Origin of the sequence: Sphingomonas sp. MMS12-HWE2-04, from assembly GCF_044881185.1 — a bacterium.
GTDB lineage: Bacteria > Pseudomonadota > Alphaproteobacteria > Sphingomonadales > Sphingomonadaceae > Sphingomonas.
In genome coordinates, this window is sequence record NZ_CP173254.1 from 1,609,543 (window position 1) to 1,624,014 (window position 14,472).

Sequence of the window (14,472 nt, forward strand, 5' to 3'; positions counted from 1 at the left end):
GTGCGCTGCGGTCTTCAACCCTACTGCCCATCCTCGGGGCCGGCGGCGAGATCCTCGGTTGTCGTCGCGTCGGGCGTGGCTTCGCCCGCCACCGGGCCATCGGCCAGATTTGCCTCGGCCTCGTCCTCGCTCTCTTCGATCCGGGCGGCCGAGACGACATGCTCGTCCTTGGCGACGCGGAAGAGGATGACGCCCTGGGTGTTGCGCCCGGTGACGCGCACCGAGCCCACCGTGGTGCGGATCAGCTTGGCCTGGTCCGTGACCAGCATCAGCTGCTCGCCGCTATGCGTCGGGAAGCTCGCCACCACCGGGCCGTTGCGGTCCGAGCTGACGATGTTGGTGATGCCCTGGCCGCCGCGGTTGGTCCGGCGATACTCGTATGCCGAGGTGCGTTTGCCATAGCCATTGGCAGTAACGGTGAGGATGAACTCCTCCGATGCCTCGAACTCGGCCATGCGCTCGGGGCTGAGCGTGACTTCGCGCTCGCCGTCCTTCCAGGGCGCCGCCTTGAGATAATCCTCGCGCTCCTGCGGGGTCGCCTCGAAGCCGCGCAGGACGGACATCGAGATGACCTCGTCGCCCTCGGCCAGGCGCGCACCGCGCACGCCGGTCGAATCGCGGCTCTGGAACTCGCGAACGTCGGTGCCGGCAAAGCGGATCGCGCGGCCCTGCTTGGTCGCGAGCAGCACGTCATTGTCCTCGGTGAGCAGCGAAACGCCGATCAGGCGATCCTCCGATCCTTCCTCGAACTTCATCGCGATCTTGCCATTGGTGCGGATGTTGGCGAACGCATCCATCGAGTTGCGGCGCACCGATCCCTTGGCGGTGGCGAACATGACGTGGAGGTTGCCCCATTCATTCTCGTCCTCGGGCAGCGGCAGCACGGTAGAGATCGTCTCGCCGCTGGCCAGCGGCAGCAGGTTGATCATCGGCCTTCCGCGGGTCGCCGGCCCGCCCTCGGGAAGACGCCATACCTTCATCCGATAGACTTTGCCCTCGGTCGAGAAGAACAGCACCGGCGTGTGGGTCGAGGTGACGAAGAGGTGCGTCACCGCGTCTTCGTCCTTGGTCGCCATGCCGGCGCGGCCCTTGCCGCCCTTGGCCTGGGCGCGGAAGGTATCGAGCGGGGTGCGCTTGATATAGCCTTCCATCGTCACCGTGACGACCATGTCCTCGCGTTCGATCAGGTCCTCGTCCTCGATCCCGTCGGCAGCGGCGGCGATCTCGGTGCGGCGCGGCGTCGCATAGGCGTCGCGCACCGCGGTCAGTTCTTCGACGATGACTTCGTAGAGCTTGGCGCGGTTGCTCAGGATCTCGAGCAGTTCGGCGATCGTCTCGGCCAGCTTGGCGAGTTCCTCGCCGATCTCGTCGCGGCCCAGCGCCGTCAGGCGGTGCAGGCGCAGGTCGAGGATCGCGCGGACCTGGACGTCGGTCAGGCGATAGCTGTCGCCGGTAACCTCGGTGTCGATCGCCTCGACCAGGCGAATATACGGCGCGATCTCTGCGATCGGCCATTCGCGGGTGAGCAAGCGATCGCGGGCGACCGCGGGGCTCGGCGACGAGCGGATGATCTTCACGACTTCGTCGAGGTTGGTGACCGCGATCACCAGGCCGAGCAAGATGTGCGCACGGTCGCGCGCCTTGGCGAGCTCGAACTTCGAGCGCCGCGTGATGACTTCTTCGCGGAACTTGACGAAGGCTTCGATGATGTCGCGCAGGTTGAGCAGCTCGGGGCGGCCGCCGCGGATCGCCAGCATGTTCGCCGGGAAGCTCGATTGCGCCGGCGTGTTCCGCCACAGCTGGTTGAGCACGACCTCGGGGGTCGCGTCGCGCTTGAGGTCGATGACGATGCGCACGCCTTCGCGGCTCGATTCGTCGCGAATGTCGCTGACGCCTTCGATCCGCTTTTCCTTGGCGGCTTCGGCGATCTTCTCGACCAGCGCGTTCTTGCCCTGCTGATACGGAATCTCGGTCAGCACGATCGAGCGGCGCTCGCCGCGCTGCTCGGTGGTGTGGCGGCTGCGGACCATGATCGATCCGCGTCCGGTCTGATAGGCGCTGCGGCAGCCCGATCGGCCAAGGATGATCCCGCCGGTCGGGAAATCGGGGCCGGGGACGATCTCGATCAGTTCCTCGGTCGTGATCGCGCCGTTCTCGATATAGGCCAGGCAGGCGTCGATCACTTCGCCGAGATTGTGCGGCGGGATGTTGGTCGCCATGCCGACCGCGATGCCGCCGGCGCCGTTGACGAGCAGGTTGGGATAGCGCGCGGGCAGGACCGTCGGCTCGCTCTCCGAGCCGTCATAATTGTCCTGAAAGTCGACCGTGTCCTTCTCGATGTCGTCGAGCAGGGCGCTCGCGACCTTGGCAAGGCGCGCTTCGGTGTAGCGCATCGCCGCGGGCGGATCGGGATCCATCGATCCGAAATTGCCCTGGCCGTCGATCAGCGGCACGCGCATCGCCCAATCCTGGGCCATGCGTGCCATCGCATCGTAGATCGAGCTGTCGCCGTGCGGATGGTATTTACCCATCACGTCACCGACGAGGCGCGCCGATTTGCGATAGGGGCGGCCGGCTACATAGCCGCCTTCCTGCGCGGCGTAGAGGATGCGGCGGTGGACGGGCTTCAGGCCGTCGCGAACGTCGGGCAGGGCGCGCGCCACGATCACGCTCATCGCGTAATCGAGGTACGAGGTCTTCATCTCGTCGACGATCGAGATCGGGGTAATGTCGGAAGGGTCGGCGAGGATGGTCTCGTCGGTCAAAGTATCACGCTTTCGGGTTTGTTACGTTCCGATGGCTCTAGCCGGGCAGAGGCATCCTGCCAACCCCGCGCGCTCGTGCGCGCGTACGCGTACGCGAGAGGGGCGCGGCGTCGTCGGGCGTCGCGCTGTCCTACAGTCGGCGGTTCTGCCATAGTGGCGCGGTCGCTCTTTGAACCGTCCTACAGCCGGCTTTGATTGGGCGACACAAACTTGCTCGCGCGCGCAATTTACATTCACGATTCGCATGCATTCCGTGACGCTAAGCGCCTGAAACCCTACAGCGCGCAGCGCGACTCTTCCTATAGGCTGGAGAGCCCGCAGGCCTTGCCGACGGTCTCGGGATTGCCCAGCGCCAGCGAGTCCTTCAGGCGATCGCCCATATAGGTCGTGAACGCGGCCTCGCTGTTCATCCCGTGCTTGGTGAGCACATCGTCGGTCATCCGCGCCGCCAGCGGCTCGAACACGGCCTTGACCCGGCCCAGCGGCGCCGAATCCTTGAAATCGGTTTCGAACTGCTGGGCGGCGCCCTGGAGCAGTGCCAGCGTGCCGAAGCACATCACGTCGCGCTGGAACGGATCGCTCGGCAGCTTGACCGGCGCCATCGACCGCGCCTGCGGAAAGCGCTGGTCGCATTGCTTGAGCAGGGCTGAGGCGACGGCCGCGATCTTGGGATCGGGCTGGGGCACCAGATCGTTGACGCGGTCGAGGAAGCTCTTGCCGGCTGGGTCGGCCTTCGCCGCGGTCATCATGAAGAAGCTCACCTGCGCGCTGCGGCGCATGTGCGAATCGCCACCTTCGGCCACCGCGACGACCTGCGCGCAACGCATCGACGCGTCCTTCAGGTTGACCGGCAGCGTCGGTGCGGCCTGGGCCAGCAATGCGGCTAAAGCGAACATGCGATTCCCCTTGAGTTCGCGCGCGACGATGGCCGGAATTCCCGTGCAATGCCAGCGGCTCATTCAATCGTCGTTCATCGCGCGCTTGTCATCGCCTCGCGCGACCGGCTCGGCTTGTACGGCGCGCCCGGGCCCTCTAGAGGAGCCCCGCGCACCGTCCGCCCCGTCCCACGAGGAGACTAGTACATGACGTTCGTTTCGAAGCTCGCGATGGCCGCCGTGCTTACGCTGGGCACTTCCGCACTGGGCAGCATGCCTGCAGCAGCGCAGAAGAAAGCCGAGAATGCCGGCCCCGAGCTCAAGGTGAGCGAAGAGTTCCGCAAGCCTGCCGCCGCCGCCGAGACTGCGCTGAAGGCAAAGGACTATGCGACGGCCGCCCCGCAGATCACTGCCGCCGAGACTGCGGCGAAGACCGATGACGAGCGCTATTTCGCCGGCACGCTGCGTCTCCAGCTTGCGCTCGGCACCAACGACGCTGCGGGCCAGATGCGCGCGCTCCAGGTCCTGTCGGTCAATCCAAAGACCCCGGCCGATCGCGTCAAGGTCTATGGCGCTGTCTATAACTACATGGCCGGCGACGCCGCGCTCACTGCCAAGAAGCCCGCCGAGGCGATCCCGCTGCTGCTCAAGGCCCGCGAACTGGGTTCGGACCAGGCCGATCTTCCGGTGCTGCTCGCCAACGCCTACGCTGCCACCGGCAAGCAGGGCGAGGCCATCATTGAAGTCGACAAGGCGATCCAGGCGAGCAAGGCCGCGGGCCGCAAGCCCCCGGTAGACTGGTACAAGTTCGCGATCCCGAAGGTGATCCAGTCCGGCGATCGCGCCGCGACGGCGACGTGGCTGACGCGCTTCATCCAGGAATATCCGACGGTGCAGAACTGGCGCTGGGCGGTCCAGGTGTTCGGCCAGGGCACGCCTGCCGGCGGCAACGAGAAGTTCGAGAAGCTGGCCCTGTTCCGCCTGATGCGGTCGACCAATTCGATCGCCGATCGCGGCGATTATGCCAATTATGCCTATTACGCCCAGACCGGTGGTCTTCCCTGGGAAGCGGTTTCGGTGATCGACGAGGGCCGCAAGTCGGGTAAGATCCCGGCCGGCGATTCCGACACGCAGAAGATCTACACTGCGGCCCAGGCTGCGGTGAAGTCGGAGGGCTCACTCGAGACTCAGGCCAAGCAGGCCTCGACCGGCAAGCTCGCCGCGAGCACGGGCGATGCCTTCCTCGCTTCGGCCAACTATGCCCGTGCGGTCGAACTCTATAACTCGGCGCTTACCAAGGGCGGGGTCAGCGCCGACGAAGTCAATATGAACCGCGGCATCGCGCTGCAGCGCCTCGGTCGCAAGGACGAAGCCCGCACCGCCTTCCAGTCGGTCAAGGCCGGGCCCTATGCCAATCTGGCGCTGCTGTGGCAGGCGTCGGTGGACTTCCCGCCGCTCGCCTGAGCCGCGGGAAGAGCACTGAAGTCAGGAAAGGGGCGGTTCGACCGCCCCTTTTCACATCTCGGGAACGGGAACCCCGGGCAGCGCCTTCGAGGTGCGGATCGTCAGCGACGTCTTCACATGCTCGACATTGGGCGCTGTGGTAAGCTGCGTCGTCAGGATCTGCTGGAAGCTCTGCAGATCGGGCGCGACGATCTTGAGGATGAAGTCGATCTCGCCATTGAGCATATGGCATTCGCGCACTTCTGGAATGCTCGCGACGAGCTGCTCAAATGCGCGCAGGTCGCTCTCCGCCTGGCTCTTGAGGCTGACCATCGCGAAGACCGTGAGATTGTAGCCCAGCGCCGCAGGATCGAGCGCGGCATGATAACCGCTGATCGCTCCCTGCTGCTCGAGCGCGCGCACGCGGCGCAGGCAGGGCGGTGCAGTCAATCCGACCCGCTCGGCAAGCTCGACATTGGTCATCCGGCCGTTTTCCTGAAGGAGGCCGAGTATCCGCACGTCGATATCGTCGAAACGCATTCTGTTAGTCTCTTCCCGCTGATTCGTTGGGTTCGTTGCCATATGAGACCGATATCTATAATATTATTACAAGGCAACGCAATTGTCCCACAATGCGACGTGCCATAATGACGTATTTGTGAGCCCGACCCGCACCGTTAAGGATTCCTTACCAAGCGCAATATCGCGCGGGTGGAAGTGGGCGATTGGTGCGGTTCGACGATACTCTGGAGACGGTGCTCGCAGCGGACCTGAACACGCCCTATGGCGTGCAATCGGTCTGGCGGCAACTCGTCGACCTGACCGGCCGACGCCGCGTGGCGCCAGATCGGCGCACTATGGCGACCCTGCGCGGCATCCGTCCCAAGGTACCACTGCCGGTGCGCCTTGCCAGCGCCCGCGCGCTGGAGTTCGCAAATCCGCCCGCGCCGCTTGTCCGCCTCTTCGCGCTGGACGAGCTCCGGGTTGCCATTCCCGTGCTGCGTAGCGCGCGCATCACCGCGTCGGAATGGATCGAGCTGCTTTCCGATCTCTCGCCGGGCGCCCGTACCATCCTGCGCAACCGCCGCGATCTCGGCCCGGTGGTCAAGCGTGCGCTCGAAAGCTACGGTTCGGTCGATTTCGTGCTGCCCGACGATCACGTGCCCGGCGAGATACCGGTCCCGCTCGACGATCCCGACTGGATCGACTGGACGCAGGTTCTCAGCTCCCGTTTCGCTGATGCATCGCCGAAGAAAACGGTGGATGAATCACCGCGTTTCGGCCGCCCTGCAGAGGCGGCATCGGCGTCAGTTCAAGGGGTTAGCCGGTATTCGCAACAGCCTGCCGCAGGTGAGGCGGTTTCGCGCGACCCCGCCGGGCGCGAATCGATTGCGGAAGCTTCGGTGCCGCTCCACGGTCCTGCCATGGACCAGGGGGGAATAGCCGCCGCAGCGCAGAATGCGATCGACGCTGCGTCGAGCGCCGATGCCGGTCCGTTCGAGATTGCCGAGGTCGTTGCGCGGATCGATGCCTTTTGGCGCGACCGTGAAGGTGCGCCGCCGGTGCCGCGCGAACCAGTGCGCGCCGAGCAATTCCGCTTCGAAACCGACGCCAAAGGCCTGATCCGCTGGGTCGACGGTGTGAGCCGCGCGCCGCTGGTCGGCCTCTCGCTCGACCAGCACGGCGTGGGCGAGGGATCGCGCATCGACGGCATTGCCGGAGGCGCATTTCGCCGCCGCGCGAGCTTTACCAACGCGCGCCTCGTCGTCGACAGCGATTCGGATGCTGCAGGCGACTGGCTGATTTCGGCGATTCCGGTATTCGATACGGCCAACGGTCGCTTCGCCGGCTATCGCGGATCTGCACGGCGCCCGCGCTCGGACGAGCGCGCCGAGCTGCCGCGTGGCGCTAGTCCGCGCCCGCGTGGTACTGCCAATTCGCTCCGCCAGCTGGTCCACGAACTGCGTACCCCCACCAATGCAATCGCCGGCTTTGCCGAAATGATCGAGGCGCAGATGCTCGGCCCGGTATCGGACGCCTATCGCGAGCGCGCAAACGCCATTCGCGCCCAGGCGCGCGAGTTGCTCGGCGCGATCGACGACCTCGATCTGGCCGCGCGGATCGACAGTTCGGCGCTGGCGCTGCTTCCGGGAACCGTCGCGCTGCGCCCCTTGCTCAGCGGCATCGTCGACGATCTTTCCGAGCTCACTGCGCTGCGCGGTTCGATGATCGCGCTGCCAGTCCATAATTTCGCGGTCGCCGGGGATCGCCGGGCCGTCGAGCGCCTGCTCGCGCGTCTGATGGCGACGCTAGTCTCGGCGAGTGGCACAGGCGAACGCATCGGCGTCGACCTTGCGGTCGATGGGGAGCAAGTCGCCATCGTGATCGATCGCCCGGCGGCGCTGGCGGACTATCCCGGCGAATCCGTGCTCGGCATCGATGACGAACGCGAGGACAGCACCCTGCTTGGCACAGGCTTCGCGCTGCGGCTGGCGCGGAACCTCGCGCGCGAGCTGGGCGGCAGCCTGGTGATCGCGCCCGACCACTTGACATTGCGCCTCTCCGCGCCCGTAAACAGCCCGGTGGGACAGGCGCATCTAAGCTGAGAATGGGGGCAACCGGGGAAGCCGGACGAGCCCAGGGCTGTCGCGTCGCGCCGCCCGCGCCCGATGCGATGGTGCGCATGCCCGATGCTTTCGGCGCGCGCTTCGCGGTCTTTGTCGATACCGAAGAAGAGTTTGATTGGGGGGCGCCCTTCAGTCCCGATGCAAGCGCCACCAGCCATATGGCTGCGATGCCCGCTGCGCATGCCCGCTTCGCTGAGCACGGCGTTCCGCTGACCTGGCTCGTCGATCACCCCATCGTCGCATGCCCGCGTTCGGTCGGTATCCTGCGGAGCCTGCTCGAAGATGGGCGCTCGGCGGTGGGAACGCAGCTCCATCCGTGGGTCAATCCGCCGTTCGACGAGACGATAAGCACCCATAACAGCTTCGCAGGCAACCTTCCCCGGGCGTTGCAAAAGGCAAAGCTGCGCACGCTCACCGAGGCAATCAACGCCGCCTTCGGCACGCCACCGCTGATCTACCGCGCCGGCCGCTATGGGATCGGTCTCGACACGCCAGCGATGCTCGCCGCACTCGGCTATCGGATCGATAGCTCGATGCGCCCCGGCTATGATTATTCGAGCGAGGGCGGCCCCGACTTCACCGAAATTCCCAACCGGCCTTTCTTCCTCGGTGCCGAACGCGCGCTGATCGAACTGCCGCTGACGACGGTCTTTACCGGCAGGCTGCGCGCGAAGGGGGCGGGGCTTCACCGCGCGCTTGGCCGTATTCCGCGCGGTCGCGGCATTGCCGCGCGGACCGGCTTGCTCTCGCGCGTCGCGCTTACCCCCGAGGACATGCCGCTCGCTGAGGCGCTCGAGGCGATCCGCATCGCGATTGGCGATGGCTTGCGGCTGCTCAACTTCAGCTTCCACTCGCCGTCGCTCGTCCCCGGCCATACGCCTTATGTGCGCGATGCCGGCGATCTGGCGGCCTTCCATCGCTGGTGGGACGCGGTGTTTACGCTGCTTGGCCAATTAGGCGTTGCGCCGGCCTCGCTTGCCGAGATCGTCGAAGCGGCTTGCGGCCCGGCGCTCACCTCCGCTAGTGCGGGCGCCGCTGGGGGCCTGTAGCTCAATGGTTAGAGCTGGCCGCTCATAACGGCTAGGTTGCGGGTTCGAGTCCTGCCGGGCCCACCAGCGATGCGCTTGTGCGATGGGCAACTACCGTCTAAGCGCGCACAAATCGTCGGGGAGTGGCGCAGTCCGGTAGCGCGCCTGCTTTGGGAGCAGGATGTCGCAGGTTCGAATCCTGTCTCCCCGACCATTACCGCTTTCGCAGGGCGTTCCAGAGCACCTCAAAGCGTCCCAAGCGCATCGCTGATGTCTAATAAATTCAGAAGCTTAGCGTCTCGCTGGGTCCCAGGGGCTGGACTTGCAGCCCATGCAACTTTTAGCCAGTTTCTTGGTATCGATCACGCTGTACCAAGCGAAGTACCAAGAACGGTACCAAGGTGCAGGATGCGCTGGAGTACCGGAGATGCTGACAGATATCGCGCTCAAAGCCCTAAAGCCTGCCCCGAAGCCCTATAAGCGCTCTGATGGCGGCGGGCTGTTCATTTTCGTCAAACCCAACGGAGGCAAATTCTGGAGCCTCGGTTGCAACGTGAACGGCAAGCAGAAATTCTTTTCGGGCGGGTCATACCCGACCGTTAGCTTGCGCGAGGCCCGCGATTGGCGAGCCGCGATCAAGGCTCAACTCCTGCTCGGCCTGGAGCCGAATGCGCGCCCGAAGCCCCGGACACAGCGTCGTGCGTTGTCCCCCGATGAGCCGCCGCCCGACAGCTTCGAGGCTGTGGCTATGGAGTGGTACGAGACACGGCTTCTTAGTTGGTCACCGCGCTACGCCGGCGTGCTCATGCGCCGGATGAAAGCCGACATATTCCCTGTCGTCGGTCGGCAGCCCATCGACACCATCACGCCCCGCCAGATGCTGGAAGCGCTCCGGGCAATCGAAAAGCGCGGTTCGGTCGAGATGGCGCATCGCGTGAAGAATCATTGCAGCGAAGTCTTTCGGTACGCCATTCCAGACGGGCGCTGCCAGAGTGATCCCTGCCGCGATCGGCGCCAGCTATGGCAAAGCCGAAGCCCAAGCAGCATCGCGCCAAGGTGGCGAGCAAAGATCTCCCGGAGTTCTTCGTGAAGCTGAATGCGGACGGCGGCGACCGCATGAGTCATCTGGCGCTTCGCTGGACGATCCTCACGATGGTGCGATCGCAGGAAACCCGGTTCGCTGAATGGTCGGAATTCGAGGGCCTTGATACTGAGGAACCGATGTGGCGCATCCCTCCCGAGCGGATGAAGATGCGGTCCGAGCACCTCGTGCCTCTCCCTCCGCAGGCGGTGAAAATGCTCGACGAGATTCGCCGAATCAACGTCTACCTCGCTGCGGGCAACATGAAGTTCGGGCGCTTCCTGTTTCCCGTGCCGACATCGAAGACGGGCACGATCAGCGAAAACCGGATGCTCGACATCATGTATCGGATCGGCCTGCGCGGCAAAGCCACCGTCCATGGGTTCCGGGGCCTTGCCAGCACCGTCTTAAACGAGAGCGGCCTGTTCGAGCCTGACTGGATTGAGAACCAGCTGGCGCATACGCCAAGGGGGGTGCGAGCGGCGTATAATTCCGCGCGCTATCTTAGCCACCGACGCACGATGATGGAATGGTGGGGCGACTATCTCGAGGCTGCCGAGAAGCGAGGCATTAACTCGGCGACGACGATTAAATCGTTTAGCCATTGCGGCTGAAACTGGGCCGATTGCAGATCGTCCGGTTTAAAGCACGAATGTAAGGGTAGCCGCCACTCACGCCGCGTCGGCAGCCGACCCATTCCGGTCACTCAGCTGCAGATTTCCGCTCCCCGCAGCGGAACGACCGCTTCACCTTCCCTGCATGCGGATAGCCCGTTGGGTCATGGGTCATGGGTCATGGGCGATGGGTGGATGGCGGATGCATCAACGTCCGCCATCCAAGTCTTCGGAATCACGCCGTTGAGACAGCGTCGATGCTCTTCAGCATCTTGCTCAGATACCTCTCCGAGCCATCGTCCATGAAAAGCACATTGCGCGCTTCCAGATCGGCCTTTGAACCAACAGTCCCGACGTTCAAAAGGTCGCTGTACCGGGTGTAAGAGAGGATGAAGGCATTCAGGATCAGGTCCGGATCGTCTAGCTCCTTCTGACGTTCCTTGATCTCGGAGTAGAGTCCCAGCTTGGGGTCGTTGAGGTCGAGGTTCCGGATGCCCTTAGGGTCAACAAAGCTGAGCCATTGCTGGCCCGTCGCATCATCGACCACCCATAGCAAAAAGTCGGGATAGAAATTGCCGGCTCTTGCGAAGCCTAAGCCTTTCGCCTGCGTGTCTGCATTACGCAGCAGATACAGGCTCCGCCCAGCGAGCAGCTCTTTGGCGACCGATGAATTGTAGAACGCCTCGAGATCGCGAACGAACTGAACCTCGCTAGGGGAATCGAAGGCCAGCGGACGCATCTTCAGAGGCAAGTTACCGGTCACGTCAGGCGCCATCAGCGGATAATATAGATGGCGGGCAAAGCTGATCGCGACCATGTGGGGCGCATTCCACTGGCTCGCTTCGCCGATCTTGCCAGCCGAGACCAAATCCCTGAGAACTTTTAGCTTGGTCTCGTATTCCCGGCCATCGTCGGTGGCATCGATCTCGAACTGATAGAGCTTGAGCATCGATCCGTGATCATCGGTGATGTAGGCGACGTCGTAGAACTGCCCCTCATACCCGGCTTTTAGCGCTTGATAGAAGCGGTCGGTATATTCGGTCAGCAGTTGGACCAAAATGTCCTGCTGCTTGGTGACGTCGGCAAAGCCGTTAATTACCAGCTCTGCTTGGGGAATGTACAACGTGTACCAGGCATCGCCGCCGGTGCAAAAGTCGATCAGACGTTGCCGGTCCAGTCGAAGATTGCTCCAGGCCTTCAGTAGCTTGTATTCCTGCAATGCAAGAAACACCGCGTCCCAGTCGAACATGGCCATGGCGGCACGATCTAGCTTACCCTTGTAACGCGCATCGGGGGCTACCTTGGCTGCGCCATTATCCTTCGTGCTGAGCGCCTCGATCCTCGGATAGAGGTCAAGCGTGGCTTGCGGCAGCTTGATCTTGCCGACGAAATCCGCTGGCACTTCATACAGCCAAGGGAAGTGCGTGCGCTTGAAGCCCTTGATCTGGTTGTCCTTGTAGCCGTCCTTCAGCTTGAGTGTCTTGAGGCGCTTGCCCGCAGGCAGGTTGGACTTGGTGGGGAAATCCAGCTCAATGATCTCGTCGCTGGGCGTAATTCCTTCTTCCTTCAGGTAATCCTTGAAGGCTGCCATATAATTGGCGCGCACGCCGAAGATGTTGAGCGTTTCCAGCCGCTCCAGATGGACGCCCTTGGGCCGTTCATGGGGAAGCGAGCGCTTGAGCGACATTCCCTTGCCCTTCAGGCGCACGCCACGCCCGAACAGCTGGATGATCTGTGAGCCTTCGCCTTGCCCCATGTTCAGGAGGCCCATGGTCGAAACCCGCCAGCTGGACCAGCCTTCGGTGAACTTGCGCGACCCAATCAGGACGTTGAGCTTGCTGCCTTCCTGATTGATCGTGCTGAAGAGCCCGCTTCCGAAGTCGTCAGTTTCCGTGTCGAAGGCTTCGGCATCCTCGGCGGTTTTGAAGAACCCGGCATCGTCGCCAATGTTGATGACACCGAAGTGCGGTGCATTGCCGACGCGAAGGGCCAGCTCGCCCTTGCTGCCCTTTAGGTTGACCAGCTTGAGCCGCTGGCGCGCTTCGGCATTGAACAGGCGGCGAAGGATATCGGCATAAATCGTTTCCGCATCGCGCTGCATGAGCGGCGAGAATCGCCCCGCGAACACGTCGTTGCCCTTGGGATCCAGCAGTCGTGCCTTGTCCGCGATCAGGTCGGCGATCCATTCGATTGCCTGCCCGTCATCGTTGAGGAACGAGGCCAGGAACTCGAGCACGGCAAGAACATCGCTGTCTTCGCCCGACACGGTATTGCCGACGAATACCCACAGGGGCTTGTCGATATTGAATTCGGCAATCCGGTCGCGGCGCGTGTCCCACAGCCAGAGCTGCTGGTAGAAGCTGAGCAGGCAGGCTGTGAAATAGAGCGCACCGTGCTTGTCGTACCCGGCATCGTCCAGATTCAGGATCAGCGATTCCTTGCCATAGCCATCGGCGTAGAAATACTTGTAGCTGTAATCGATCAGCACGGCCTTGGCATAAGCTTCGCGAACGCCTTCGATCCGGGCGCGAGCATCGTCGGCCGATGTAAGCGCGACCTGCGCCTTCTCGCTCTCGTCGAGCTGTCGATAGGTCTTTGCAAACTGGCGACGAGCCTTGGCATTCAGAATGTCCTGCTCGGCCTTTTCGACCGTGGCGCCCTTGGCGACCGACTGGCTGAAGGTGGCGCTGTATTCGAAGGCGAACCCGCCGCGGACCAGCGCCGCGCGCCGGGCCATCCACACGCCGCCAGCCGTACCGGCGCCCCGGTGGCCTTCGTCGACCAAGACGAGGTTGTTGCCTTCGAAGGCCCCTGTGGCGACAGTCTTGTCGCCCATCTCCTCGGCCAGCTTGGTTACCTCGATGACATCGATCCAGCCCTTGTAGAGGCTGTCAGACTGGTTCTTGTCGAACAGGTGGGCGTTGATGCCGGAAAGGCGGAATTCCTCCAGATGCTGGCGCGACAGGCCTTCGTTCGGCGTCAGCAGGATGATGCGGTCTGGCCAGACATTGGTCTTACCCGCCTGGAAGTAGTGCAGATACTGGTGGATGTTGACGTGCAGCAGCAGCGTCTTGCCGCTGCCGGTCGCGTTCCAAAAAGCCAGTTTGTTGAGGTCGTCCGCCGTGTAGTCGCGAAAATTCTCTACGCCTGGTTCCAGCCGGTATGCGGCCATCTGTTCGTTCAATCCATCGAGCAGCTGCTGGCGTCGATTGAAATACCAGTCCAGGTAGATCTCCGAGAACAGCAGTGACAGGTACTGGAAGTACTTGAGCGTCAGGATCACGCCATCGGCAGCGTTCCGACGGTGGGTGATGGCCTGCCAGTGCCGAACGATGTTCAGGTCATAGCGGCGCAGCTCGGCCTCGCTGATCCGGTCCATGTCGAACAGATTGCGGGTGAACTCGTGGAAGAAGCGAGTTTGGCCGTCGTCGTCAATGCCTTCGTGCCGGTCTTCGCCCAGCCGTTCCTTAAGCGCGGAAAGCGATCCGCCCTTGAAATGGCTTAGCATCCAGCGGTTGAGCACCAGCTCCTGGTGGAACGTGCGCCGAGCACGCGCGGCGCGAGGAGCTCGAGCCATCAGAAACCACACGCCTTATCAATAATCGGCAGTGCCTCCCTGGAAACGAAAGAGAAGCTCTGTGGCGCGAAGTATTCAAGCGTCTGGGTCAGCTCAGTTATCGTCGCGGCCTTAGGAGCAATTTCGATATTTTCGAATTTAAAGAGGCCAATTGTGGGGGAATTGCCTACATAAGACAGGATGTCGCCCTTAGTCATTTCGAGATATTGGTGGTGCTCCGCGGCAAAATTGGCAGAAACCCTCTCAATGGTGCCGACTTTGCCCCGAGCGATTATCGCACTGACAGGGGCATTCACGTGGAAATAGACAAATTCAGGCTTCGTCACCAATGGCACTCGCTTTCTGATAACCCACGTGATTGCGCCACGCTTGATCGGATCAGCCCATTTCGCTCCGAACGACAAAATAGCGGCATTAGACCTGTCGTCGGGATTGGCTGGTCGAACCGGGATCTGGTCCATA

10 protein-coding genes and 2 tRNA genes are annotated in these 14,472 nt (G+C 63.0%); 7 read left to right on the forward strand and 5 right to left on the reverse strand.

What is annotated here, in order from left to right:
* Nucleotides 1-20: 20 nt before the first annotated feature.
* Both gyrA and AB2M62_RS07255 read right to left on the reverse strand, forming a co-directional pair.
* Nucleotides 21-2,765, reverse strand: a complete 2,745-nt coding sequence (gene gyrA, locus AB2M62_RS07250; RefSeq protein WP_404338908.1) for a DNA gyrase subunit A — start codon at nucleotides 2,763-2,765, stop codon at nucleotides 21-23.
* 299 nt (nucleotides 2,766-3,064) lie between these two features.
* Complete coding sequence (locus AB2M62_RS07255) at nucleotides 3,065-3,661, reverse strand: hypothetical protein (protein WP_404338910.1); 597 nt, start codon at nucleotides 3,659-3,661, stop codon at nucleotides 3,065-3,067.
* Between the two features lie 186 nt (nucleotides 3,662-3,847).
* Here AB2M62_RS07255 and AB2M62_RS07260 point away from each other — a divergent pair, with 186 nt between their 5' ends.
* A complete protein-coding gene (locus AB2M62_RS07260; RefSeq protein ID WP_404338912.1) occupies nucleotides 3,848-5,104 on the forward strand; it encodes a tetratricopeptide repeat protein in 1,257 nt (418 codons plus the stop codon).
* 51 nt (nucleotides 5,105-5,155) lie between these two features.
* Here the strand turns inward: AB2M62_RS07260 and AB2M62_RS07265 are convergent, their stop codons facing one another.
* Nucleotides 5,156-5,623: an Lrp/AsnC family transcriptional regulator gene (locus AB2M62_RS07265; RefSeq protein WP_404338914.1), complete on the reverse strand. Its 468-nt coding sequence runs from the start codon at nucleotides 5,621-5,623 to the stop codon at nucleotides 5,156-5,158.
* 188 nt (nucleotides 5,624-5,811) lie between these two features.
* On the opposite strand from AB2M62_RS07265, the gene AB2M62_RS07270 reads away from it, so the two are divergent.
* The 6 genes from AB2M62_RS07270 (at nucleotide 5,812) to AB2M62_RS07295 (ending at nucleotide 10,433) form a co-directional block, all read left to right on the forward strand.
* Nucleotides 5,812-7,689, forward strand: coding sequence for a sensor histidine kinase (locus AB2M62_RS07270; protein ID WP_404338916.1), 1,878 nt, complete (start codon nucleotides 5,812-5,814; stop codon nucleotides 7,687-7,689).
* Nucleotides 7,690-7,766: 77 nt separating this feature from the next.
* Nucleotides 7,767-8,759: a polysaccharide deacetylase family protein gene (locus tag AB2M62_RS07275; RefSeq protein ID WP_404338918.1), complete on the forward strand. Its 993-nt coding sequence runs from the start codon at nucleotides 7,767-7,769 to the stop codon at nucleotides 8,757-8,759.
* Nucleotides 8,750-8,825 (forward strand) — tRNA-Ile (locus AB2M62_RS07280). The genes AB2M62_RS07275 and AB2M62_RS07280 overlap by 10 nt, the downstream gene beginning before the upstream one ends.
* A 50-nt stretch (nucleotides 8,826-8,875) precedes the next feature.
* A tRNA-Pro gene (locus AB2M62_RS07285) sits at nucleotides 8,876-8,952 on the forward strand.
* 213 nt (nucleotides 8,953-9,165) lie between these two features.
* The gene (locus tag AB2M62_RS07290) at nucleotides 9,166-9,828 is read left to right on the forward strand and encodes a tyrosine-type recombinase/integrase (RefSeq protein WP_404338920.1); all 663 of its coding nucleotides are present in this window, start codon (nucleotides 9,166-9,168) and stop codon (nucleotides 9,826-9,828) included.
* Nucleotides 9,759-10,433, forward strand: coding sequence for a tyrosine-type recombinase/integrase (locus AB2M62_RS07295; RefSeq protein WP_404338922.1), 675 nt, complete (start codon nucleotides 9,759-9,761; stop codon nucleotides 10,431-10,433). Before AB2M62_RS07290 ends, AB2M62_RS07295 begins: the two co-directional genes overlap by 70 nt.
* Before the next feature lie 235 nt (nucleotides 10,434-10,668).
* On the opposite strand, the gene AB2M62_RS07300 is transcribed toward AB2M62_RS07295, so the two are convergent.
* Both AB2M62_RS07300 and AB2M62_RS07305 read right to left on the reverse strand, forming a co-directional pair.
* A complete protein-coding gene (locus AB2M62_RS07300; protein WP_404338924.1) occupies nucleotides 10,669-14,022 on the reverse strand; it encodes a DEAD/DEAH box helicase family protein in 3,354 nt (1,117 codons plus the stop codon).
* A complete protein-coding gene (locus tag AB2M62_RS07305; protein ID WP_404338926.1) occupies nucleotides 14,010-14,471 on the reverse strand; it encodes a hypothetical protein in 462 nt (153 codons plus the stop codon). The genes AB2M62_RS07300 and AB2M62_RS07305 overlap by 13 nt, the downstream gene beginning before the upstream one ends.
* Nucleotide 14,472: the final 1 nt, after the last annotated feature.

Coding starts and splice junctions, on each gene's coding strand:
- AB2M62_RS07255 (WP_404338910.1), bottom strand. CDS start 3,661: ATGTTCGCTTTAGCCGCATTGCTGGCCCAGGCCGCACCGACGCTGCCG.
- AB2M62_RS07260 (WP_404338912.1), top strand. CDS start 3,848: ATGACGTTCGTTTCGAAGCTCGCGATGGCCGCCGTGCTTACGCTGGGC.
- AB2M62_RS07265 (WP_404338914.1), bottom strand. CDS start 5,623: ATGCGTTTCGACGATATCGACGTGCGGATACTCGGCCTCCTTCAGGAA.
- AB2M62_RS07275 (WP_404338918.1), top strand. CDS start 7,767: ATGCCCGATGCTTTCGGCGCGCGCTTCGCGGTCTTTGTCGATACCGAA.
- AB2M62_RS07290 (WP_404338920.1), top strand. CDS start 9,166: ATGCTGACAGATATCGCGCTCAAAGCCCTAAAGCCTGCCCCGAAGCCC.
- AB2M62_RS07295 (WP_404338922.1), top strand. CDS start 9,759: ATGGCAAAGCCGAAGCCCAAGCAGCATCGCGCCAAGGTGGCGAGCAAA.
- AB2M62_RS07305 (WP_404338926.1), bottom strand. CDS start 14,471: ATGGACCAGATCCCGGTTCGACCAGCCAATCCCGACGACAGGTCTAAT.